Annotated in this window: 16 protein-coding genes; 13 read left to right on the top strand and 3 right to left on the bottom strand. The window is 67.3% G+C overall.

The window, feature by feature from the left end; all coding sequences use genetic code 11:
• Window positions 1-149 precede the first annotated feature (149 nt).
• The 7 genes from PCK14_RS12750 to PCK14_RS12720 are packed head-to-tail and all read left to right on the top strand — an operon-like array spanning window position 150 to window position 7625.
• A complete protein-coding gene (locus tag PCK14_RS12750) occupies window positions 150-1208 on the top strand; it encodes an amino acid ABC transporter permease (protein WP_269938881.1) in 1059 nt (352 codons plus the stop codon).
• Window positions 1205-2017 (top strand): amino acid ABC transporter ATP-binding protein, encoded by an 813-nt coding sequence (locus PCK14_RS12745; protein WP_269938880.1) that lies wholly within the window; start codon window positions 1205-1207, stop codon window positions 2015-2017. The genes PCK14_RS12750 and PCK14_RS12745 overlap by 4 nt, the downstream gene beginning before the upstream one ends.
• A gap of 10 nt (window positions 2018-2027) precedes the next feature.
• The gene (locus tag PCK14_RS12740) at window positions 2028-3020 is read left to right on the top strand and encodes an ABC transporter substrate-binding protein (protein ID WP_269938879.1); all 993 of its coding nucleotides are present in this window, start codon (window positions 2028-2030) and stop codon (window positions 3018-3020) included.
• Window positions 3017-4183, top strand: coding sequence for an LLM class flavin-dependent oxidoreductase (locus PCK14_RS12735; RefSeq protein ID WP_269938878.1), 1167 nt, complete (start codon window positions 3017-3019; stop codon window positions 4181-4183). Before PCK14_RS12740 ends, PCK14_RS12735 begins: the two co-directional genes overlap by 4 nt.
• Window positions 4161-5015: a DUF1684 domain-containing protein gene (locus PCK14_RS12730; protein ID WP_269938877.1), complete on the top strand. Its 855-nt coding sequence runs from the start codon at window positions 4161-4163 to the stop codon at window positions 5013-5015. The genes PCK14_RS12735 and PCK14_RS12730 overlap by 23 nt, the downstream gene beginning before the upstream one ends.
• On the top strand, window positions 5012-6157 hold the full coding sequence (locus PCK14_RS12725) for an LLM class flavin-dependent oxidoreductase (RefSeq protein WP_269938876.1): 1146 nt from the start codon (window positions 5012-5014) through the stop codon (window positions 6155-6157). The genes PCK14_RS12730 and PCK14_RS12725 overlap by 4 nt, the downstream gene beginning before the upstream one ends.
• Window positions 6150-7625 (top strand): NtaA/DmoA family FMN-dependent monooxygenase, encoded by a 1476-nt coding sequence (locus tag PCK14_RS12720; RefSeq protein ID WP_269938875.1) that lies wholly within the window; start codon window positions 6150-6152, stop codon window positions 7623-7625. The genes PCK14_RS12725 and PCK14_RS12720 overlap by 8 nt, the downstream gene beginning before the upstream one ends.
• Before the next feature lie 230 nt (window positions 7626-7855).
• On the opposite strand, the gene PCK14_RS12715 is transcribed toward PCK14_RS12720, so the two are convergent.
• Entirely contained in the window at window positions 7856-8860 is a 1005-nt protein-coding gene (locus PCK14_RS12715; RefSeq protein WP_269938874.1) for an ABC transporter substrate-binding protein, read from the bottom strand.
• A 296-nt stretch (window positions 8861-9156) separates the two neighbouring features.
• Between PCK14_RS12715 and PCK14_RS12710 the strand changes: the two genes are divergently transcribed.
• The 3 genes from PCK14_RS12710 (at window position 9157) to PCK14_RS12700 (ending at window position 11545) form a co-directional block, all read left to right on the top strand.
• Window positions 9157-10386, top strand: a complete 1230-nt coding sequence (locus PCK14_RS12710) for an LLM class flavin-dependent oxidoreductase (RefSeq protein WP_269938873.1) — start codon at window positions 9157-9159, stop codon at window positions 10384-10386.
• Between the two features lie 131 nt (window positions 10387-10517).
• Window positions 10518-11027 (top strand): flavin reductase family protein, encoded by a 510-nt coding sequence (locus PCK14_RS12705; RefSeq protein ID WP_269938872.1) that lies wholly within the window; start codon window positions 10518-10520, stop codon window positions 11025-11027.
• Window positions 11024-11545 carry an NAD(P)H-dependent oxidoreductase gene (locus PCK14_RS12700; protein ID WP_269938871.1) on the top strand — a complete coding sequence of 174 codons (522 nt, stop codon included), beginning with the start codon at window positions 11024-11026 and terminating at the stop codon, window positions 11543-11545. The genes PCK14_RS12705 and PCK14_RS12700 overlap by 4 nt, the downstream gene beginning before the upstream one ends.
• A gap of 24 nt (window positions 11546-11569) precedes the next feature.
• Here the strand turns inward: PCK14_RS12700 and PCK14_RS12695 are convergent, their stop codons facing one another.
• Window positions 11570-12787, bottom strand: a complete 1218-nt coding sequence (locus tag PCK14_RS12695) for an MFS transporter (RefSeq protein ID WP_269938870.1) — start codon at window positions 12785-12787, stop codon at window positions 11570-11572.
• Between the two features lie 84 nt (window positions 12788-12871).
• Entirely contained in the window at window positions 12872-17992 is a 5121-nt protein-coding gene (locus PCK14_RS12690; protein ID WP_269938869.1) for a discoidin domain-containing protein, read from the bottom strand.
• Between the two features lie 291 nt (window positions 17993-18283).
• On the opposite strand from PCK14_RS12690, the gene ftsY reads away from it, so the two are divergent.
• The 3 genes from ftsY to PCK14_RS12675 all read left to right on the top strand — a co-directional run bounded on the left by ftsY (window position 18284) and on the right by PCK14_RS12675 (window position 21471).
• On the top strand, window positions 18284-19468 hold the full coding sequence (gene ftsY, locus PCK14_RS12685; protein WP_269938868.1) for a signal recognition particle-docking protein FtsY: 1185 nt from the start codon (window positions 18284-18286) through the stop codon (window positions 19466-19468).
• Window positions 19469-19774: 306 nt separating this feature from the next.
• Window positions 19775-21136 (top strand): ammonium transporter, encoded by a 1362-nt coding sequence (locus PCK14_RS12680; protein WP_269938867.1) that lies wholly within the window; start codon window positions 19775-19777, stop codon window positions 21134-21136.
• On the top strand, window positions 21133-21471 hold the full coding sequence (locus PCK14_RS12675) for a P-II family nitrogen regulator (protein WP_269938866.1): 339 nt from the start codon (window positions 21133-21135) through the stop codon (window positions 21469-21471). The genes PCK14_RS12680 and PCK14_RS12675 overlap by 4 nt, the downstream gene beginning before the upstream one ends.
• The last annotated feature ends 125 nt before the right edge of the window (window positions 21472-21596 follow it).

Below are 21596 nucleotides of genomic sequence, written 5' to 3'. Positions count from 1 at the left end.
CATCACTTCACGGACGGTCATATGACGCCCCGCGTCCGAACATGAACCCGTGCAACGGTCGCCTTTGACGCCGCCCCCACGGCGCCTAGATTTGCAGCCATCGGAGCCGCAAAAACGGCAAGCAGCCAAGGGAAGAAATGAGGTGGCGCGTGAGCTACGCACCAATGGACGTGGAGCAGGCAGCCACCGCAACAGGGCAGGACACAGCCGGCCGGCAAAGCCATGAGGGCCCCGGGACCGGGGCACGGACAGGCACCGCGCAACAACCGCCGTCCGGCCCGGGGCAGGGGCGGGCAGCCGCCGACTATTCGGGGTACCGGGTTGTCGCGGCCAAACACCCGTGGCGCTGGGTCGGCACCGCCGTCGTCGCGCTTGGCGTGGCGGCCGTCCTGTGGTCGCTGGCCACCAACCCGCGCTGGGAGTGGGATGTGGTGGCGCAGTGGTTCACGGCCGAATCCGTGGTCCGCGGCCTGGGCGAAACACTGAAGCTGACGGTCATTGCCGGCGCCCTGGGATTTGTGCTCGGCTTCATCCTGGCGCTCATGCGGCTCTCGGCCTCGCCCCTGCTGGTTTCCGTGTCCTGGACGTTCTCCTGGATCTTCCGCTCCACACCCCTGCTGGTGCAGATGCTGCTCTGGTACAACCTGGGCTACCTCTACGAAAAGATCAGCCTGGGCATCCCCTTCACCAGCGTGACCTTCTTCGAGGTCCAGACCACCACGCTGGTCAGCCAATTTGCCGCGGCCATCCTGGGGCTGACCCTGAACCAGGCGGCGTACTCGGCTGAGATCATCCGCGGCGGAATCCTCTCCGTGGACCAGGGCCAGCTGGAGGCCGCGGCCGCACTGGGCATCCCGGCCTGGCGGCGGTCCACAAGAATCGTCCTGCCACAGGCCATGCGCTCCATCCTGCCCACGGCCTTCAACGAGATCATCGGCCTGGTCAAGGGCACCTCGATTGTCTACGTCCTGGCCTACTCGGAACTGTTCTACACGGTTCAGGTCATCTACAACCGCACACAGCAGGTCCTGCCGCTGCTGCTCGTGGCAACGCTTTGGTACATCGTCATCACCTCGGTGCTGAGCGTCTTCCAGTACTACATCGAGCGGCACTACGCGAAGGGGGCAGTGCGCACGCTGCCCCTGACGCCCCTGCAGAAGGCCAGGAAGTTCTTCACCATCCGCAACAATGCCAAGGAGCTGACATGACCGCCACCCTAGCCCAAGCCCCGGCCGCAACCCGCGGCCTGGTTGAGATCACCGGCGTCCACAAGAGCTTCGGCGCCCTGCACGTCCTGAAGGGCGTGTCGCTGACGGTGGAGCCGGGGTCCGTCACGGCCATCCTGGGCCCCTCCGGATCGGGCAAGTCAACGCTGCTGCGCACCATCAACCACCTGGAAAAGGTGGACTCGGGCTACATCGCCATTGACGGCTCCCTGGTGGGGTACAAGAAACGCGGCCAGAGCCTGCACGAACTCCGGGAAAAGGAAATCCTGAAGCAACGCACCGAGATCGGCATGGTTTTCCAGAACTTCAACCTCTTTGGCCACCTCACGGCGCTGGAAAACGTTGCCGAGGCACCCGTCGTGGCGCAGGGCAGGACCAAAGCCGAGGCCCGCCGTCGTGGTTTGGAGTTGTTGGACCGGGTGGGCCTGCTGGACAAGGCCGCAGCCTACCCGCGGCAGCTCTCCGGAGGGCAGCAACAGCGCGTTGCCATAGCCAGGGCCCTGGCCCTGGACCCGAAGATCCTGCTGTTTGACGAGCCCACCAGCGCCCTGGACCCGGAACTGGTCAACGAAGTCCTGGACGTGATCCGGGAACTGGCCACCTCCGGCACCACCTTGGTCATCGTCACGCACGAGATGGGCTTTGCCAGGGACGTGGCAGACACCGTGGTGTTCATGGACCAGGGCCAGATCGTGGAAAGCGGCACGCCGGCAGAAATATTCACCAACCCCCAGGAAGAACGCACCAAGGGCTTCCTCTCCAAAATCATCGAACCAGCCTTCAACATCTAAGGACGCAGCCATGCAACAGCAACACCCACGCCTTCGCACCCTCACAGCACTCCCCGCCGTCGTCCTGGCCGGCATCACAGTCCTGACGGGTTGCTCGGACCCCGGCGCCGCAGCCTCCGCCGCCGATGCTGCGAAACCCGCCGCCAACGGGATCAGCTACAACAGCTCCCCGGAGCAAAACCGCATCCGCGCCGAAAAAGACCCGGCACTGGCGGCGGAGGTGCCGGCTGCCATCTCCAAGGACGGCAAGCTCACCGTGGGAACCACGGCCGGGTCCGTGCCGCTGAGCTTCCACGCAACCGACAACACCACACCCATCGGCTCGGAAATCGACCTGGCCCAGCTCGTCGCGGACAAGCTCGGCCTGCAACTCGACGTGCAGGTCACCGCGTGGGAAAACTGGCCGCTGAAGACACAGTCGGGGGACCTTGAAGTGGTGTTCTCCAACGTGGGCATCAACGCCGACCGCGTCAAGCTCTTTGATTTCTCCACCTACCGGGCCGCGTTCATGGCCTTTGAAGCCAAGAGCAGCTCCAGCTACGACATCAAGGGGTCCGATGACATCTCCGGGCTGAAAATCTCCGTGGGCTCGGGCACCAACCAGGAAAAGATCCTGCTCGCCTGGAACAAGCAACTTGAGGCCAAGGGCAAGGCCCCGGCAGAACTGCAGTACTACTCCTCCGACGCGGACACCATCCTGGCCCTGGGCTCGGGACGCACGGATTTGAACATCACTCCGTACCCGTCGGCCGTTTACCGGGCCAACACCCGCGAAGACCTGAAGATCGTGGGCAAGGTCAACGCCGGCTGGCCCAACGAAACCCTCGTGGCGGCCACCACCCTGAAGGACAACGGCCTGGCCCCGGCCGTCACCGACGCCCTGAACGCCGTCATCAAGGATGGCAGCTACGGCAAGGTCCTGGCCCGCTGGGGCCTGTCCGATGAAGCCCTCCCGGCCTCGGAAACCGTCACGGCCGCCAACTACAAGGCAGGCGCCAAGTGAAATTCCAGGTCCTTGACATCATCCCGCACCTGAAAAACCCGGTGACGGGGGAAATTGTCTCCACGGCGGACAGGCTCAACCAGGTGGTGCAGACCGCACAGCTGGCAGAGGAGCTCGGCTACGACAGCTTCTCCGTGGGGGAACGGCACGCGGGGGAATTCATCTCCTCCTCGCCCACCACCGTCCTTGCGGCCATTGCAGCCACCACCAGCACCATCCGCCTGCAAAGCGGGGTCACGGTGCTCTCGGTGCTTGACCCCGTTCGGGTTGCCGAAGACTACGCCACGATTGACCAGCTCAGCCGCGGACGGCTGGAACTGGTGATCGGCAAGGGCAACGAGGCGCTGCAGTATCCGCTCTTTGGCCTGTCACTGGACAACCTGTGGGATCTGCTCGAGGAAAAGTACGCCCTGCTGCACCGGCTGTGGCGCGAGGAAGGAGTCACCTGGCACGGCCAGTTCCGGCCCTCCCTGACGGTCCCCACCACCACCACGCCGCGCCCCTACGCCGGGGCGCCCCGGGTGTGGCACGGCTCCGCCACCTCCCTGGCCTCCGCCGCGCTCGCCGCCGAATGGGGGGACCCCCTGTTCACGGCAAACGCCATCCAGCCCCGCGAAAACTACAAGGTGCTCATTGACCACTACCGCCAGGAGTACGAGCGGCACGGGCACGACCCCCGGCACCAGTACCTGGGCTCGGGCAGCGGCGCCGGCGGATTGTTCATCGCGGACACCACCCAGGAGGCCAAGCGCCAGTTCGGTCCCGTGTATGAGGCGCTGACCGTGGGGCGCAACGTGCCGGGGAACAACTCCCCGTACCGCGACATTGACCACGCCATTGCCGAAGGACCCGCCCTTGTGGGCAGTCCCGAACAGCTCATCGACAAGATCCTGGGCTACCACGAACTGTATGGCCACGACCTGCAATCCATCTCCCTGCCCACCACGCTGCCGTTCGAGCAGCAACTGGAACTGCTGGCCCGGTTCGCCACCGACGTGGTCCCCGCCGTCAGGGCCGCGGCACCCACCACACTCTGGGAACCCGGCGACCCCTACGCCGGGCGCCCGGCCTTCGCCGGCGCCAAGGAACCCGACGCCGCAGCCACCATCCATGCCGACCACCTCACCCACAGGAGCAACCATGTCCACAGCCTCAGCCACTGAAAACCGCCAGTCCCTGTTCGACGCCGACTGGCAACAATGGCACAGCGCCCACGAACAGCAACGCCGCGACCCCCATGGCATCCTGGCCATCACCGACCTCCACTGGCTCACGGCCGAGGCCACGGCGCTCGCCGGGGCGCCGGGCACGTGGCGCATCCAGGACGACGCCGTCCACCTCACCCTGGATGCCGGCGACAGCCTGCTCCGTGACGGCGTGGAACTGAACACACCCGGGAACCTGAATGTGGACGGCGAGCTCGTGTTCGGGCCCATCGCCGAACGCGACGGCATCAACCTCGGCTTTGGCGACTCCGTGCTGGAGCTGGCCAAGCGCGGCGGGGAGTACATCCTGCGGCCGCGCAACCCCAACAACGCCCTGCTGCGCAACCACAGGGGCACGCCTGCCTACGCCCCGGACCCTCAGTTCGCGCTCGCAGCCACCTACATCCCGTTCCGCAAGCCCCGCGAAACCACCGTGGGCGCCGCCGTCGAAGGCATCCAGCACGTGTACGAGGCACCCGGTGAAGTGCGGTTCCGTTGCGGCGGCCAGGAACTGGCACTGACCGCGTTCAACGGTTCCGCGCCGGGCACGTTTCAGGTGCTGTTCACTGACGAAACATCGGGGGACACCACCTACGCTGCCAACAGGTCCCTGGCGTTTGCCGCCCCGGCGGAGGGAGGCGCGGCAATCCTTGACTTCAACCGGGCCGTGAACCTGCCGTGCGCCTACACCGGCCTGGCCACCTGCCCGCTGCCGCCGGCGGAGAACCACCTGCCGGTTGCCATCGCTGCAGGCGAGAAGACCCCGTTTGAGCGCGAGGCCGCCAAGTGAGCGCCGCCGAAGCGCAGGCACGCGGATTCCTGGCCCTTGAGCTCGACGGCGACGGCGCCCACCCGGCCGCCTGGCGCGCCGCCCGGCACGCACCCGCCGAACTGCTCACGGGGGACCGCATCCGCAACACCGTGCTGGCGGCGGAATCCGCGGGCTTCCATGTCGCAACGTTCTCCGATGGGCCGCTGGATGCCCGGGCCGGCATTGGGGGCCGGCTCGATGCCGTTCAGCGGGCAGCATTCGCCGGGCCCCTGACGCACAGCATTGTGCTGGTGCCGGAGGTGGACACCGTCTACACGGAGCCCTTCCACGTGGCCACGCAGCTGGCCAGCCTGGACTACGTCTCGGGCGGCCGGGCCGGCTGGCTCGTTGCGGCCGGGGGCACGGAGGCGGAGGGCTCCGCCGTGGGCCGTCCGGCCGTGGAAGGTGCGGCACTGGCGGCCGAGGCCGCCGCCTCCGTCGAGGTGGGCCGCCGCCTCTGGGACAGCTGGGAGGACGGTGCGGTGATCCGCGACGTCGACTCCGGCCGCTACCTGGACGTCGGCAAGCTCCACTATGCCGACTTTGAAACGGGCCTCGATTTTCCCGGCCAGGGCTATTCGGTCAAGGGGCCGGCCATCATTCCGCGGCCGTTGCAGGGGCAGCTGCCCGTGTTGGCCCCGGCCGGGCTGCTGGGCGGCTCGCTGGACTCAGGAATCGATGCCGTGCTGTTCACGGCACCGGAGACGGAGGCACTGGCAGCCGAGGCCGTTCGGGTGCGTGAGAGGGCCCAGGGTGCCGTGGCGGTCATTGCCGAGCTGGACGTGGTGCTCGACGCCCGTGGCCAAAGCGCCGCAGATCGCGTGGCCGAACTGGATTCACACACTCCATGGACCAGCAGCCGCGCCCGCTACACAGGCGGGACCGCCGGACTTGTGGAACTGCTGGCGGAGATTCTTGCCGAGGCCGACGGCGTGCGGCTGCACCCGGCCGTGCTGGACGTGGACCTGGACGAACTGTCGCGGCAGGTCCTGCCGCAGCTGCGCCGGCTCGGAGTGCTGGCCCCGGTGGGCCCCGATGCCACCTTCCGGGACCTTCTCGGGCTGGCCCGGCCCGCCAACCGCAACACAACCACCCAAGAGCAAGGAGAAGACCATGAGTGAAAACAGCGGGATTGGCAACGGATTCGTCCCCAGCGGGCAGCTGCAGTTTGGCGTCTTCTTCCAGGGGGTCAACTCCGGCACCGTGTGGAAGGCCGCAGAATCGGGTTCGCAAACCGACTTTGAATCCTTCCGGCACCTGGCCCAGACCGCCGAGCGCGGGCTCTTCGCAGCATTCTTCCTGGGCGAGGGGCTGCGGCTGCGCGAGCACCTGGGCCGCCCCCACGCCCTTGATGTGGCGGGCCGCCCGGATGCCCAGACCATGCTGGCCGCGCTGGCGGCCGTGACCAACAAGATTGGCCTGGTGGCCACGCAAAACACCACCTACAACGACCCCGCCCACCTGGCGCACCGGCTGGCCAGCCTGGACCTGCTCTCCGGAGGGCGGGCGGCGTGGAACATTGTCACCACGGACAACGCCTGGACGGGGGAGAACTTCCGCCGCGGCGGCTACCTTGACCATGCCGACCGCTACCGTCATGCCGAGGCCTTCGTGGAGACAGCGAAATTGGTGTGGGACAGCTGGGAACCGGACGCCATTGCCTCCTCGGAAACGGCCCCGGCCTGGCTGGCACCGGGCGCGGTGCGGCCGGTGGGGCACAAGGGCCAGCACTACTCGGTGGACTATGCGCCCCGGCTGCCCGCCAGCGGCCAGCACCGGCCCATCTTGTTCCAGGCCGGGGATTCCCCGGAGGGCCGTGACTTTGCGGCGAGGCAGGCGGATGTCATCTTCTCGGCCCACCCCGCCCTGGAGGCGGCACTGACGTTCAGGCGTGACATCGTGGCCAGGACAGTCAACGCCGGCCGTGGCCCCAATGACGTGCAGATCATGCCCGCCAGCGAGTTCATTCTCGGGGCCACGGCAAAGGAAGCAGCCGAGAAAAAGGCGTGGGTCCGCAGCCTGCAAATTGGCCCGCAGCAGGCCATCGCCTACCTGGAGCAGTTCTGGGGCCGGGAGCTCTCCGCCTACGATCCCGACGGTCCTCTGCCGGACATCGACCCCGTGGTGGCGGAAACCTCGGAGACCCGGGGGAGCGGCTTCCACGGCGCCAAGGCCCGGCAGCTGGCGGACCAGTGGCGGGCGGAGGCGCTGGACAAAGGGTTGTCCATCCGGCAGTTTGTGAGCAGCAGGACCAGCCGGGTCGACGCCACGTTCTCCGGCTCCTACACGGAGGTGGCAGACAAGCTGGCCGGTTACGCCGCCACGGGTGCCGTGGACGGTTTCAACATCTCGCCCTGGCTGGTCCCCACGGGCCTGGATGAGATCGTCAACCATCTGGTCCCCGAGCTGCAGGCCCGCGGCGTGTACCCCACCGAGTACGCCGGCAGCACGCTGCGCGAACACCTGGGCCTGCCCGTTCCCCGGCGCGCCGACGCAGGGCCGAGCAACGGTGGGGGTGAAACAGACGGCGGGGGTGAAACAGCTGCGGACGTCAGGCTTGAACTGGCTGCCCGATCACTCCACCTCTGACGCCCACCCGCCCGCCTTCCCCGACGCTCCCTCACTTCTGGGGCTTTTACCCATTACGCTCCCTCACTTCCGGTGAGGGAGCGTTTGGCAAAGGTGCCCCAGAAGTGAGGGAGCGTGCGGGAAAGGTGCCCTGGAAGTGAGGGAGCGTTTTGGCGGCGGGGGCGGCACGACGACGGGAGCCCACCTTTCGTTGCAAAAGGTGGGCTCCCGTCGTCGTGCGTGGAGGCAGGCTAGCTGGCCGGCAGGCCCGGCGGGTTCAGCTCGGACTTGGCCACGGCCTCGGTGCCCAGCCCCCACTTGTCCAGGATCTTGCCGTACGTGCCGTACGTGCCGTCGGCGATCAGGTGGTTCAGGCCGGCCTGCGCCGCCGCGGCCAGCCCATTTCCCTTCTTGGTGGTGGCCGCGATGCTGGCCTTCAGCGGCCATCCGCCGTCGACCAGTCCCACGAGCTTGGTCTTGCCGTCCGTGGCCGCCTTGTACGCCGCTGTGGCATTCGGGCCGAAGGTGAGGTCAGCCCGGCCGGACTGCAGCGCCAGGGTCGAGGCGGAGTCGTCGTCGTAGTACTGGAACTCCACGGGGGCCAGGCCCTTGGCCTTGTTCTCCTTGTCCCAGGCCAGCAGGATGGCCTCCTGGTTGGTTCCGGAGCCCACGATCACCTTCTTGCCGGCAACATCTGGGGCGGACTCCACCTTCGTGACAGTGCTGTCCTCCTTGGCGTAGAAGCCCAGCTTGTCCTCCCGGTAGCTGGCGAAGTCGAACTTTTGCTTGCGCTCCTCCGTGACGGTGACATTGCTGATGACTGCCTCGTACTTGCCCGAGGACACACCCAGCGGCCAGTCGGCCCAGGTTGTGGGCACAATGTCCGCCTCCAGGCCCAGGGTCTGGGCCAGCGCCACGGCGATGTCCACCTCGTTGCCAACAGGGGTGACGTTGTCCGTCGCGTACACCGCGAGCGGTGCTGCGAACGGGCTGACGGCCACGGTGAGCTTGCCGTCCTTGCTGATGCTGGCCGGGACCAGGGCGACGGCGGCGGGATCCGGGGCCGCCGGGGTGCGGCCCTGCTCGGGGGACAGGTTGAACGTCTTGGTCGTTGAGGATGGCGCGCCTGCCGCCCCGGCCCCGGCATTGGCACCCGCGTTGGCCGCGGCGCCCGGGTCTGAGCAGGCGGCCAGGCCGAGTGCGGCGGAGGCCGCCAGGGCGATGGAAAGGGCGCTTCTGGTGATGATGGGGGTCATGATTTCCTCTGCTGTTCGTTGGTGTTTTTGCTGTGGTGACTCAACCCTCGGGCAGTCGAAGGGCAGCTGCCAAAACCTTTGAAACACGGGGTTGCAGGGGGTAAAGGGAAGTCGTCCGGCGTCGCGCCGGGACTTGAACGGGTGCCCTCGGCGGCAGTTCCGGCACCGCTTTGTTACGGATTGCAACTTCGCCCCCGGGCCACTGTGAAACGCTCTATCGAACAAGCCACCGCCCCGCCGGTGCCGGCACTGACGTGTTTGCGCGGAGGGGCAGGCAGCGGTCCAGCCAAGCAGAAATGAACACCATGACGGACATCCACGAACCACTTGCGGAGTTTGCCCCCACGGGCCGGATCCACCTGGGCGTGAGCCTCATCGGCCCGCCTTCCGAGCTGGACTTCGAGCAGCTGCGCAGCCACGCCCAGACTGCCGAGCGGGGGCTGTTCTCCCTGCTTTCCCTGGATCAGAGGTACTGGCTGCGGGATGATCCCGGTGCCGCGTCGGCCACTGACCCTGCAGGCAGCAACGATGCCGCCACAATGCTCGCCGCGATCGCGGCCGTTACCACCAGCATCGGGGTGGTCGTGGCGGCGGCGCCCGACTACGACGACCCCGCGGACCTTGTCCACAGGGTTGCCTCCCTGGACAGTCTGTCCGGCGGGCGGGCAGCCTGGCATCTCTTGGCGGACGGCGCATCCGGCGTTTCCGCTGGCGGGGGAGCGGACGGGCCCGACGGCGAGGGCGTCGCCTCCGCGGACGGCCGGCACGGTTTCATTGAATCGGCGCGGCGCACCTGGCGGGCCCCCAAGCCCAGGGATGCGCACGCCGGGCCGGTGGAGACGCTCGGGGCCTTCGAGCACGGCGGACAAATGTACAGCCTGGGGCTCGGCAGGCTGGAAGGGCCCGCCACCAAGTCAGGGCCCGTGCTGGTGCACGACGGCGGATCGGCCCGGGAACGTGCCTTCGCCGCCCGGCACGCCGATGTGGTCATCTCCGCCCCGGCCGGCCTTGCCGAGGCACTGGCCGTCAGGCGGGAGATCGTGGCGCATGCCGTGGACGCCGGACGCGGCGCCAACGACGTCAAGATCATTCAGTCCGCAACAATCATCCTCGCGGCCACGGATGAAGAAGCCCGCCAAAGGGCCGAGTCCATGCGTGCCCAGCTCCCGCCGGACGCCTGGGACGCGGCGGCGTTCGTTGGTTCGCCCGCCGGTGTGGCGGAGCAGCTGCTGGACTTTGCCCGCTCCGGTGCCGTTGACGGCTTCACGGTCATGCCGTGGATGTTTCCGGGTGAGCTGGCCGAGCTGGTGAACCACCTGGTCCCGGAGCTGCAGCGGCGCGGCATCTACCCCACCCGCTACGCAGCGGCGACGCTGCGCGGCAACCTGGGCCTGCCGGAAACCGAACAGGAGCGTGGCCGGGCAAGCACCCATGCCCTGCCCGTGGTGGAGGCAGACGAACTCGGCGACGTGCGCCTTGATTTGAACCTGCGCATGGAGCTCGTGGTGGCGAAAATGCCGGCCTGATCCACCCGGGGTGTTACGCCGCGTCACGTCATGTTGAGCCACGTTGAGCGGTGTTTCAGCACATTGCAGGGGTCTTGGCGGCCGGTTGCCGGAAGTGGTTTTGTGGCATTACCGCCACGAAAGGAAGCCCCATGACAAGCCACCTCCCCGTCACGCCGCAGCAGCTGCGCAACGTGCTGGGCCACTTCGCGACAGGCCTGACAGTGATCACCGCCGCGACGCCGCAGGGACCCATCGGCTTCACCTGCCAAAGCTTTGCCTCGCTGTCGCTGGAACCGGCGCTGGTGACTTTTAGCCCGTCCCGCACCTCCAGCACCTGGCCCCTGCTGCGGGCCGCCGGCCGCTTCACCGTCAACATCCTGCCGGCCGAGCACCAGCACCTGTCCGTGCAGTTTGCCCGCTCCGGCGCCGACAAGTTCGCCGGGGTTGGCCATTCACCGTCGCCGCTGGGGAACCCGGTGCTGGACCAGGCCCTGGCCTGGGTGGATTGCGAGCTGCACCAAGAGTACGACGGCGGCGACCACACCATTGTGGTGGGTTCCGTGCGGGCCCTGGACGCACGGGCCGAGGCCGAACCCCTGCTGTTTTACAAGGGTGCCTACGCCCGCGTCCAGCCGGCGCTCGTGGGAGCCGTCGCATGATTGTGCTGGGCATTGACGGCAGCCCGCACGGTCCGGGAAAGACCGCCGCAGCGGTGGCCGCAGTGCTGGCCGGGGCCGCATCCCGGGGTGCCGAAACCGAGCTTGTCTCCCACGACCACCCGGAGGTCCTGGCCCGCATTGCCGCAGCGGACGCCGTCGTGCTGGGCAGCCCCACCTACCGGGCCAGCCACACGGCGGCGCTGCGCACACTGCTTGAACGGATTGAGCGGAAGCCGGGCGCCGAGCCGCTGGCCGGCACGCCGGTGGCCGTGGTGATGACCGGCGCCTCGGGCGAGCATTTCCTTGGCACGCGTGAGCTGGCCGCCAGCGTTGCCGGATTCTTTGGCACACAGGTGCTTGCGCCGGACCTGTACTTCAAGGGTTCTGATTTCGGTCCGGAAGGTGGGCCCGCCGGGAGGGCGGCAGAGCTGGCGGAACTGCACGGCCAGGCCCTGGTGGACCTGGCCGCTGCGGTCAGGGGATCGGCGGCACTGGGGAAACTGGGCCCGGTGGTCTGAGGCGCCGGCGGCCGTTGATGACGGCTAGCTGAGCCTTGTGTCCTTGGCCGGGAGCCAAAACAGGAAGCTGAGCAGTGCCACGGCAGTGGCCATGAGGAACGCCGGCCCGTAGGAGAACGCGTCCACCAGGACCCCGGCGGCAATGGGGCCGATGATGGCGCCGAAGTCGGAACTCATCTGGAATGTGGCCAGCACCTTCCCGCCCGAACGCTCGTTGCCAATGACGTCGGCCACCGTGGCCTGCTGGGCCGGGCCCATGAGCCCACTGCCCAAGCCCGCAATGGCGGAAACTATGAAGAACCAGAACTCGTTGCCCGTGAAGCCAAGCACTCCCATGGCGATGCCGTTCACGGCCAAGCCCGAGAGGATCATGGGCTTGCGGCCCCAGGTGTCGGCCAGCTTGCCGGAGAAGGACAGCGCAATGCCGGTGCCGATGGCAAAAACCGCCAGGGAGATTCCGGCCACCTGGGGGCCGGCGCCCAGTGCCGCGGTGGCGAACAGCGGCACCAGCGCCATGCGGATGCCGAAGGCGGACCAGCCGTTGGCGAATCCGGAGGTCAGCACAGCGCGGTAGGCCGGGATCCCGAGTGCCTCACGCAGCGGCAGGATTTCCTTCTTGGGCGTTGCAGCGGAGATGCCGGCAACGGCGGCAACCGCCGGCAGCTGTGTCGCCACGAGCAGGGCCACAAGGACCAGCGCCCCGGCGTAGACCAGGAAGGGCAGCTGCATGCCGAAGCCCGCGAGCAGCCCGCCCACGGCGGGTCCGGCAATGTTGCCCAGCAGGAAGGATCCTGCATACAGGCTGGAGACCCGGCCGCGCGACTGCGGCGGCGCCATGCGGATCAGCAGACCCATGGCAGCCACCGTGAACATGGTGGAGCCGATGCCGCCCAGTCCTCGGAAGATGAGCAGCTGCCAGTAGTCCTGGGCAAATGCGCAGGCCGCCGAGGAGGCCGCCACGATCAGGATGCCAAGGATGTAGGTGCGGCGTTCGCCCATGCGCTCCACGAGCGTGCCGCTGAGCGGGGCAAAGATGAGCCGGGTGAACGCGAAGGCGCTGACCACCACGGCGGCTGCTGTCACGCCCACGTCGAAGCTCCGCGCGAACTGCGGCAGCACGGGGGCCACAATGCCAAATCCAATCGCGATCAGGAAGGCCGCGGCCACCAAGACCTTGATCTCGCGGGGGAGCTTGGCCGGGGTGCCGGCTGTGGTTTTTGGGTCGGGATTCAGCGTTGCCATCGGCAATGAGTTTGCCACAGCAAAGGGTGGCTGTTGCAATCGCAGCAGCCACCCTTTGCCTTGTCCGGGCTCAGTTCAGTTGAATCAGTGCGCGGCCTTCCTGCGCCGTGCCCCGATGAGGACGGCGCATCCGGCCACCAGCACGAGTGCGCCGAGGGCGGCAGCCGCGTTCTGGAAACCGGTGTCGGGCAGGCCGTCCACCACGGCAACGGCCCCCGTGGACCGGGCCGGGGACGGTGCCCCGGTCGGTGCCGCAGCGGAGTTCGACGTCGTCGCGCCGCCCCCGGGTGTTGGGGTGGCACTTTGCGACGGCGATTCACCCGGCGTTGCCGACGTGGTTGCCGTTGCCGCACCTGTGGGTGTTGCGGTTGCCGACGGCGTGGCGGACGCGGTGGGCGTAGCGCTGGCCGACGGTGTCGGTGTAGCGCTTGCCGTCGGCGTCGGGGTTGCCGACGCCGACGGTGTGGCCGTGGCCGTGGGCGTCGGTGTTGCACTCTCTGTCGGCGTCGCCGTTGCCGACTCAGTGGGAGTGGGAGTCGGCGTCGCCGTCACTTCGACCGCGGTGGCGGCAGTCGCAGCCTTGGGCGAGGCGGTGGAACCGTTGTTGAGCAGTTCCGAGCCCAAGGTGGCCGACACCGAACCGGAGGCCGGGGCGGTGGCGTTGACCGTCACCGTGACAGTTCCCTGCGGGACCGGAGCGCCAAAGGCCACCACGAAGGGGCTGGCCGAGGTTCCGGTTCCCGTGACAGTTGAGGCAACAGTCACTGTGGCGCCGGCCGCATTGCGGACCACCACCACGGGTGCGCCGGTGAACGGTGCGCCGGTTCCCGGGGTCAGCGTCAGCTTCAGCTCCTCTGCCGGCCCGGCAATGGCGTCCGGGTTGGCAAAGCCTGTGCTGCCCACGGTCACAGTTCCCTGGTAGGCAATGGCTCCGCCTGGTGCAACTGTGGCCGGGGCCGTCAGCGCGTTGGTCAGCGTGGCCTTGGCGTCCACGGGTTCCACGGGGCCCTCGGCAAAGCTGTTGACGCTCAGTTCGGCCACCGTCATGGTGCCCGTGGAGACGGAGGCAACTTCGCTGAGGCCCTCAAAGACCACGTAGCGGCCCTGGACCGGTGCAGCCTTGGCCGCTGCGCCCTGCGCGGCAGCACCGAACAGGATGGTCTGGACCTCGTTGGAGTCCTCCAGCGAGCCGCTGGCAACAGCCGTCCCCTTAACCGTGGGGTCGTTGCTCACGTACACCTTGTAGGTGGCCACGCGCCCGTTGGAGTTGCCCTGGCGAGGAACGTAGTTGATGCCGCACAGCGATGCTTCCTTGCCCAGGTCCAGTATGAGCTGGTGCGGGTAGGCCGCCCCGGCGGTGGACCAGCGGCTGCCCCAGAACGTGCTGGTGGAGCCGTCGATGGCGTTGGAGGCAGGCGTGTTTTCCCCGGAGGTCTCCTGTGAGCTGGCCGTGGCGCCGGTGGGGCGGATGGCGTTGTTGGTGCAGCCTTCCGGCAGCGGAACCGACGGCTTGACGGGTGCCTGCAGTGCGATTGCCACCTCGGTGCCGCCGATGGAGGTGGGGTCCCCACCCATGTTCACGGCGTGTGCCGTCTGGCGGACACTGACACGGGCCCCCGTGGCGGGTTCGGCCACAACCGTGCCGCTGCCCTTGACGGTCACGGTGCTGTTGGCCGGCACCACCTCGTGGATGTTCACCGTGTAGGCCGTGACGGAACGTGAAACAGTTGCCGTGACCGGGAAGTTGTCCCCGTTGGGCAGTTCGGCGGTAACCACCGGGTTGTCATCCAGGGGTGCGGCCGGTGTGCCGTAGAGGTTGATCAGCAGCTTCTTTGCGGCTCCGTTGGCCACCTTGGTCTTGGCTGTGAAGTTGTAGCTTTCGCCGGGCTTGATGGTGGTTGCATCGGCCGTCAGCGTGTTCTGCACTGTGGGCGCATTGTCCACAAGGTCGACGTCGGTTGCCGCTGCGGGTGCCGCTGTCCGCCCGTTGTTGCTGAGGTTGCTGGTCAGTTTGGCCGTGTAGCTGGTGCCGTAGGCCGCGCCGGCCGGAACCGTGGCCGGGGTTTTGGTGGTGATGGTGCCCTGGGGGACCGGGGCGTTGAAGGTGACCACGTACGGGGAGGCGTTGGTGCCCGCACCGGTGATCGTGTTCGGCACCGTGACGGGGGTGCCGTTGGCATCCAGGACAGAGACAGTGGGCTGTGCGGTGAACGGCAGTGCCGCGTCCGGGGTGAGCGTGAGTGTCACGGACTCGGCCGGGCCGTAGTTGGCGCCGGCGTTGAGGAACCCGCTGCGGCCCACCATGGTGGTGGAGGTGTAGTTCAACGCCGTGCCCGGAAGCGGGGCCCGCGTGGTGTCCGTGAACAGGCTGTCCAGGGCCGCCTTGTAGGCCAGTGCCGTGTTCTCCGTTGCCGTCACTGCGGCACCCGAGAGATCGGCCGAGATCGCCAGGGTTGCCGTGATGTTGCCCGAACCGTCAAGCAGGCCATCGGCCACGATGCCCAGGGCGTTGACTGTGAGGATGGTTCCGGCGGGCAGCGTGCCGTTGACCTTCATGGTGTGGACGTTTCCGGCCACGGACAGGGTGGTGGTGACCGGGATGGCCACCCCTGCCGGTGTCTTGGCCGTGACCACGGGGGCCGCGCCCAGAGGTGCCTTGGCCGAGGCCGCCAGCACCAGGTTCAGCCCGGTGGCGGGCTGCGCCCCGACCGTGGCTGTTCCCGTGTAGGGCAGGACTTGGCCGGGGCGGGCCTGTGCCACCCCGTCAGTGAGAGTCGCCGCCACGGTGGTTGCCACGGGGGTTGCGGCAGGACCGGTGACGGTGAGCGTTGCCGGGTTGGAGGCAACGGTGCCGCCCTGGTTGCTGAACACCGCGCGGTACTTGACGCCGGACTCGCTGGCCGAGGCCGGCACCTTCAGCGTGGCCGTGGCGGTGGTTGCGCCGGTGGCCGGGGCCGTCGGTGCCGCTGAGACGGCCTGCCAGGTTGTGCCGCCGTCACGCGAGGCCTGCCAGGAGTAGGAAGTGGCCGTGCCGTTGGCGGCCGCAGCCAGGGTGGCTTCCGCGCCGTCGGCCACGGTGGCGTTTGCGGGATGGGCCGTGACGGAGGGAGCAGAAACTGCTGCTGCCCCGGCACAAGTGACCTTTGCATCGGCCCAGTTGGCGTGGGCGTAGTAGCCGTTGGCGCCAAAGTTGTTGTTGGCGATGGTCAGGCGCTGCACACCCGTGACGTTCGCCGTGAACGGCTGGACGGCGGTGTCGGGCGCTGTGAAGTCAACGTTCTTCAGGACGGTGCCTGCCTGGTCGGTCAGCGTAAACGTGGACCAGACCTTGGGCTGGCCGTGGGTGACGGCGTAGTCCAGGTTGTAGTCATCAATGCCAATCGTGGCCGAGAAGGACGTGCACTGGCCATTGAGGTCAAAGGTGACGCTGCCGCCGGCCTGTCCGCCCAGGCCCTTCTCGTATGTCTTGCCGGCCAGGATGATCTTGCGGGACGGGTCGAACTGGGTGTCCATGCCGAATTTCGTGTTGTCGAACAGCTTCCAGGCGCTCGGCTTGAGGTCGCTCAGGAACGAATCCCCGGCAATCGTCGAAGCCGATACCGTGACATTGACGGGCAGGGCCGCAGCCGTGCCGTCCGCTGCGACGGCGCTCGCGGTCAGTGTTGCCGTGCCGGCCACGGTGCCTGCAGCTGCGGTGACGGCCACGGGGATGGTGGCGGAAGCCCCGGCGTCGAGCTTGGGGACCACCACCTCGGACGCTGCGGCCGGCGTGACGCCGCCCGCTGACCCGAGCTTGACGCGCACATTGCTGGCTGCTGCCGAGCCGTTGTTGCTGACCGTCACGAGGGCGGTGCCGGAGGCGCCCGAGGACACGGATCCGGTGCCGGAGCCGCCCAGGCGGGCCTGGTTGGCGGGGACGGCTGCCTTGGACAGGCGGTACATGGCCACGCCGTGGGCGGGCACGACGGCGCTGATCGCCGAATCGCTGGTGCCGGCGGACTGCTTCTTCCAGACGTCGCGCAGTTCAACCGTGCCGGTGGCCCCGACAGTTTTCAGGTCGGTGGAGATGGTCCGGGCCGTGGTGGACTTGTTGAACAGGACCACGCTGGTGTCGCCGTTGGCCAGGGGCTTGGTCAGCACCTCAAATTCGCTGCTCTGCTGGACAATGTAGCCCTGCGCGCCCAGCGTGTCCTGGTTGATGGCGATGACCTCGGGGTTGCTGACGGTGGCCAGTTGGTCGGGGGAGAGCGCCGTCAGGTCCGTGGACAGGAACAGCGGGGCGGCCATCTGGGCGTAGAGGGAGAACTGCGCCTGCTCCTCGTCGCGCGTCAGGCCGTTGGTGCCAACCATCACAAAGTCGGGGTCGTTCCAGTGGCCGGGGCCGGCGAACTGGGGCAACTTGACGTTGTAGTTGTAGTTGTTCATGATCGAGTTCCAGACGCGGTCATGGCCATAGCTCGCGTAGGCGATGTCGTCGCCCTCGCGCCACATGTTGCCGATGTCGCCGGAGAAGTCGATCATGTCGTGCCAGGTGGCCTCGTTGCCGTGCTGGAAGTAGGCGGGGGCGGAAACGGAGAAGACCATGGGGCGGCCGGCATTGGCCAGGGCGTCGGACCATTTCTGGTAGGCGGCCTTGTAGGCGTCGGGCCCGCCGCCGGGCATGTTGCAGCCGTCCACCTTGACGAAGTCAACGCCGAAGGAGGCGAACTGCTTGGCGTCGACGTCCTCGAAACCGAGGGAGCCGGCGTAGTTGCCGCAGGTGCGGGTGCCGGCATCGGCGTAGATGCCGAACTTCAGGCCAAGGGCGTGCAGTTTGTCGCCGAAGGCCTTCATGCCGTCGGGGAACTTGGCGGTGTCCACCACGAGCTTGCCGTCGGGGCCGCGGTCCTTGGTCATCCACGCGTCGTCAATGGTGAGAGTGTCGTAACCGGCGGCAATGAGCCCGGAATCCTTCATCTTCTGGGCCTGTGCCAGCAGGCTGGCCTCATCGAAGTTGTAGGTGAAGTAGGCCCAGTTGTTGTAACCCATGGGCGGGGTCAGGGCCAGGTTTTGCCAGGCCGGCCGGGTGTTGGGGATCTCGAATGCGGGTGCGGCGACCACGCCTTCGGGTGCTGCGGCGGCGCCGGCCAGCGGCATGAGCGCCGAGCCGAGTACCAGGCTCAGGGCTGCCGCCATGGCAGGTGCATGTCGTCTTCCAAGTTTCATGGAGCGTGTCTCTTGTCTGTGGGTTCCATTGGGGCGCAAGTGAAGTCCGGGACTGGCAGCTGCCGTGGGTGCAGGAGGGGCGTCAACGACGACGCCGGGCCAGCAGTCCGACCTTTAAGCCGCCAGAACCAGGTTGTCTGCGAGATTTGGATCGTAACTGTCCTGTAAAGATCACAAAACTGCAGGCATCCCAAGTATTTGTTATCGATATCAGTGCGTCAAGGGTTTGTCAGACATTGGATGTTTTGTTGCGTATCCGGGCGCCGGCAGCCCGCGTGAGAGACTGGGAGGGTGAACGATATTCTCCCCATCATCCTGTCCATCGTGGTTGGGCTTGCCGTCATTGGCGGTCTCATCCCCGTCTTCCTGAAGGCCCGCCGCAGCAGCCAGAACTACACCGGCCCGCGCGATGCCAACGATCCCGCCCCGCTGGACGCCGACGCTGCCCAGGGTGGCGGCACCCTGGTGGAGGACCGCCCGGAAACCCAGGCGCCGCCGTCGGACGTTGAAGAGGAGCCGGAAGCGCCGGCCGCCCCGTCCATCGAGACGCCCCTGCCCGTCGAGGGCCGCCTGGTCCGCCTGCGTGCGCGCCTGGCCAAGTCCAACAATGCGCTGGGCAAGGGGCTGCTGGCCCTGCTGTCCCGCGACACCATTGACGAGGATGTGTGGGAAGAGGTCGAGGAGACCCTGCTGCTGGCGGACATCGGCACGGATTCCACCATGGAACTGGTGGACACCCTGCGCGAACGCGTGAAGGTTTTGGGCGTGCGCAGCCCCGAGCACGTGCAGGCCATGCTGCGCGAGGAACTCATCAAGCTGGTCGACCCCACCATGGACCGCAGCCTGAACATTGACCGCCACGACGACCGCCCCGCCGTGCTCATGGTGGTTGGCGTCAACGGCGTCGGCAAGACCACCACCGTGGGCAAGCTGGCCCGTGTGTTCGTGGCCGAGGACAAGGACGTGCTGCTGGGTGCGGCCGACACCTTCCGCGCCGCCGCCGCCGAGCAGCTGGCAACCTGGGGTGCCCGCGTGGGGGTTCCCACCGTGAAGTCCGACGTCGATGGTGCGGACCCCGCGTCCGTCGCCTTCGAGGCCGTGAAGGCGGGCATCGACGCCGAGGTTGACGTGGTCATGATCGACACCGCCGGCCGCCTGCAGAACAAGGTGGGCCTCATGGACGAGCTGGGCAAGGTCAAGCGCGTCATTGAGAAGCAGGCCACCGTGGACGAGGTGCTGCTGGTCCTGGATGCCACCACAGGACAGAACGGCCTGACCCAGGCCAAGGTTTTTGCCGAGGTCGTCAACATCACCGGCATTGTGCTGACCAAGCTGGATGGCACCGCAAAGGGCGGAATTGTTGTGGCAATCCAGAAAACACTGGGTGTGCCCGTCAAGCTCGTGGGACTGGGCGAAGGCGCCGATGACCTTGCGCCGTTCGACGCCGAGAGTTTTGTGGACGCGCTTCTGGCCTGAGTGCCTGCGAATGTGACGTGATGGCGAATGGTGCCCGCTTCGGCGGGCACCATTCGTCTTTAACGGCTGTCCCGTTGCCGGGCAGGGATTAGCGCCAGCAGCCGCTCACATGAGGTGAATCACAACCCGAAACAATCCGGAAACAAGCCCGTCGCGCCGACTTAACCCACGGGCACCAGATGTAACGAGGCGGAAATCATTTCCGCGCCGATGTGAAACACGCGCAGCCCAGCATTGAAAGAGTCCAAAGCGCACAGCCCCGATGACGCGGCACGCACGCAACTCTTGCAATGAAAGGCCAGCCCAATGAACACTGGCGATACAGCATGGGTCCTAGTTTCAGCAGCCCTGGTGCTGCTCATGACACCGGGACTGGCGTTTTTCTACGGCGGCATGACGCGTGCCAAGGCCGTACTGAACATGATGATGATGAGCTTCGGAGCCATCGGCGTCGTTGCAGTCCTGTGGGTCCTGTTTGGCTACTCCGCAACATTCGGCTCGGACGTGGGCGGCGGACTCCTCGGCAACCCGCTTGAAAAGCTGGGCCTGCAGGGCGTTCTCGACACAGGTGAAGGCGCACCCCTGGTGGGCTCCATCCCTGAAATCGTCTTTGTTGGCTTCCAGGCCGTCTTCGCGATCATCACGGTGGCACTCATCACCGGCGCCATCGCGGACCGCGCCAAGTTTGGCGCCTGGATGACCTTCGCGGCCATCTGGGTAACGGTTGTCTACTTCCCGGTGGCCCACTGGGTCTTCTCCTTCACCGAAGACGCCAACGGCAACCCCACAGGCGGCTGGATTGGCCAGGGCCTGGGCGCCATCGACTTTGCCGGCGGCACCGCCGTGCACATCAACGCAGGCGCCGCTGCACTGGCACTGGCACTGATCCTGGGCAAGCGCAAGGGCTTCGGCAAGGATCCGAGCCACCGCCCCCACAACCTCCCCTTCGTCATGCTGGGCGCCGGTCTGCTCTGGTTTGGCTGGTTCGGCTTCAACGCAGGATCCGCCCTGGGCGCTAACGCCGTTGCAGGATACGCCTGGATCAACACCCTGGCCGCTCCGGCTGCCGCGATCCTCGGCTGGCTCCTGGTTGAAAAGATCCGCGACGGACACGCCACCTCGCTGGGTGCCGCATCGGGTGCCGTGGCCGGCCTGGTCGCCATCACCCCCGCCTGCTCCGCACTGACCCCCATGTGGTCCCTGGCGCTGGGCCTGCTGGCCGGTGCAGTGTGCGCCTTGGCCGTCGGCCTGAAGTACCGCCTGGGCATCGATGACTCGCTCGACGTCGTCGGCGTCCACCTCGTCGGCGGCATCGTCGGCACCCTGTTCATCGGCCTCGCCGCCGATCCCAACTCGCCTGCCGGCGGCCAGGGCCTGTTCTACGGCGGCGGACTGGAACTGCTGGGCAAGCAGGCCATCGCGGCCGGCGCCGTCATGGTCTACTCCTTCGTGCTGGCCTACGCCATTGGCTGGGTCATCAACAAGACCATGGGCTTCCGCATCTCCAGCGAACACGAGTCCGCCGGCATCGATGTCTCCGTCCACGCCGAGTCCGCCTACGACATTGGCGGGCGCACCTCCGGCAGCTTCCAGCCCATGCTGGAACGGCCCCTCAAGTCCGCGGCATCCGCCGATTCCCACACGAGTGATGAGAAGGTCGACGCATGAAACTCATAACGGCCATCATCCGGCCCGAACAGCTCGACGAAGTCCGCAACGCCCTCGAAAGCTACGGAGTCCAGGGCCTGACCGTCAGCAGCGCCCACGGCTACGGCCGCCAGCGCGGCCACACCGAGATCTACCGCGGCGCCGAATACACCGTGGACCTGCACGCCAAGGTCCGCATCGAGGTCCTGGCCACTGACGAACAGGCCTACGACCTCATGGACGTCATCGTTGCCACCTCCAACACCGGGACCGCCGGCGACGGCAAGGTGTGGATGGTGGAAGTGTACGACGCCGTTCGCGTCCGGACCGGTGAGCGGGGCGTAGCCGCCATCTAGCCAGTCCGGCAAGTGAGACTCCGCGTCATCGGCGAACTCCCAGTTGTGGCCCCCAAACTCAGGTTTGGGGGCCACAACTGCGAGGCCACCGCGGCGGTTCTGCGTTGGTCGGGGTCCCACCCCGC

Origin of the sequence: Arthrobacter sp. HY1533 (assembly GCF_027568515.1) — a bacterium.
Classification (GTDB): Bacteria; Actinomycetota; Actinomycetes; order Actinomycetales; family Micrococcaceae; genus Specibacter.
The sequence above is the reverse complement of the archived record's forward strand: the minus strand, read 5'-3'. Positions and strand labels throughout refer to the sequence as shown.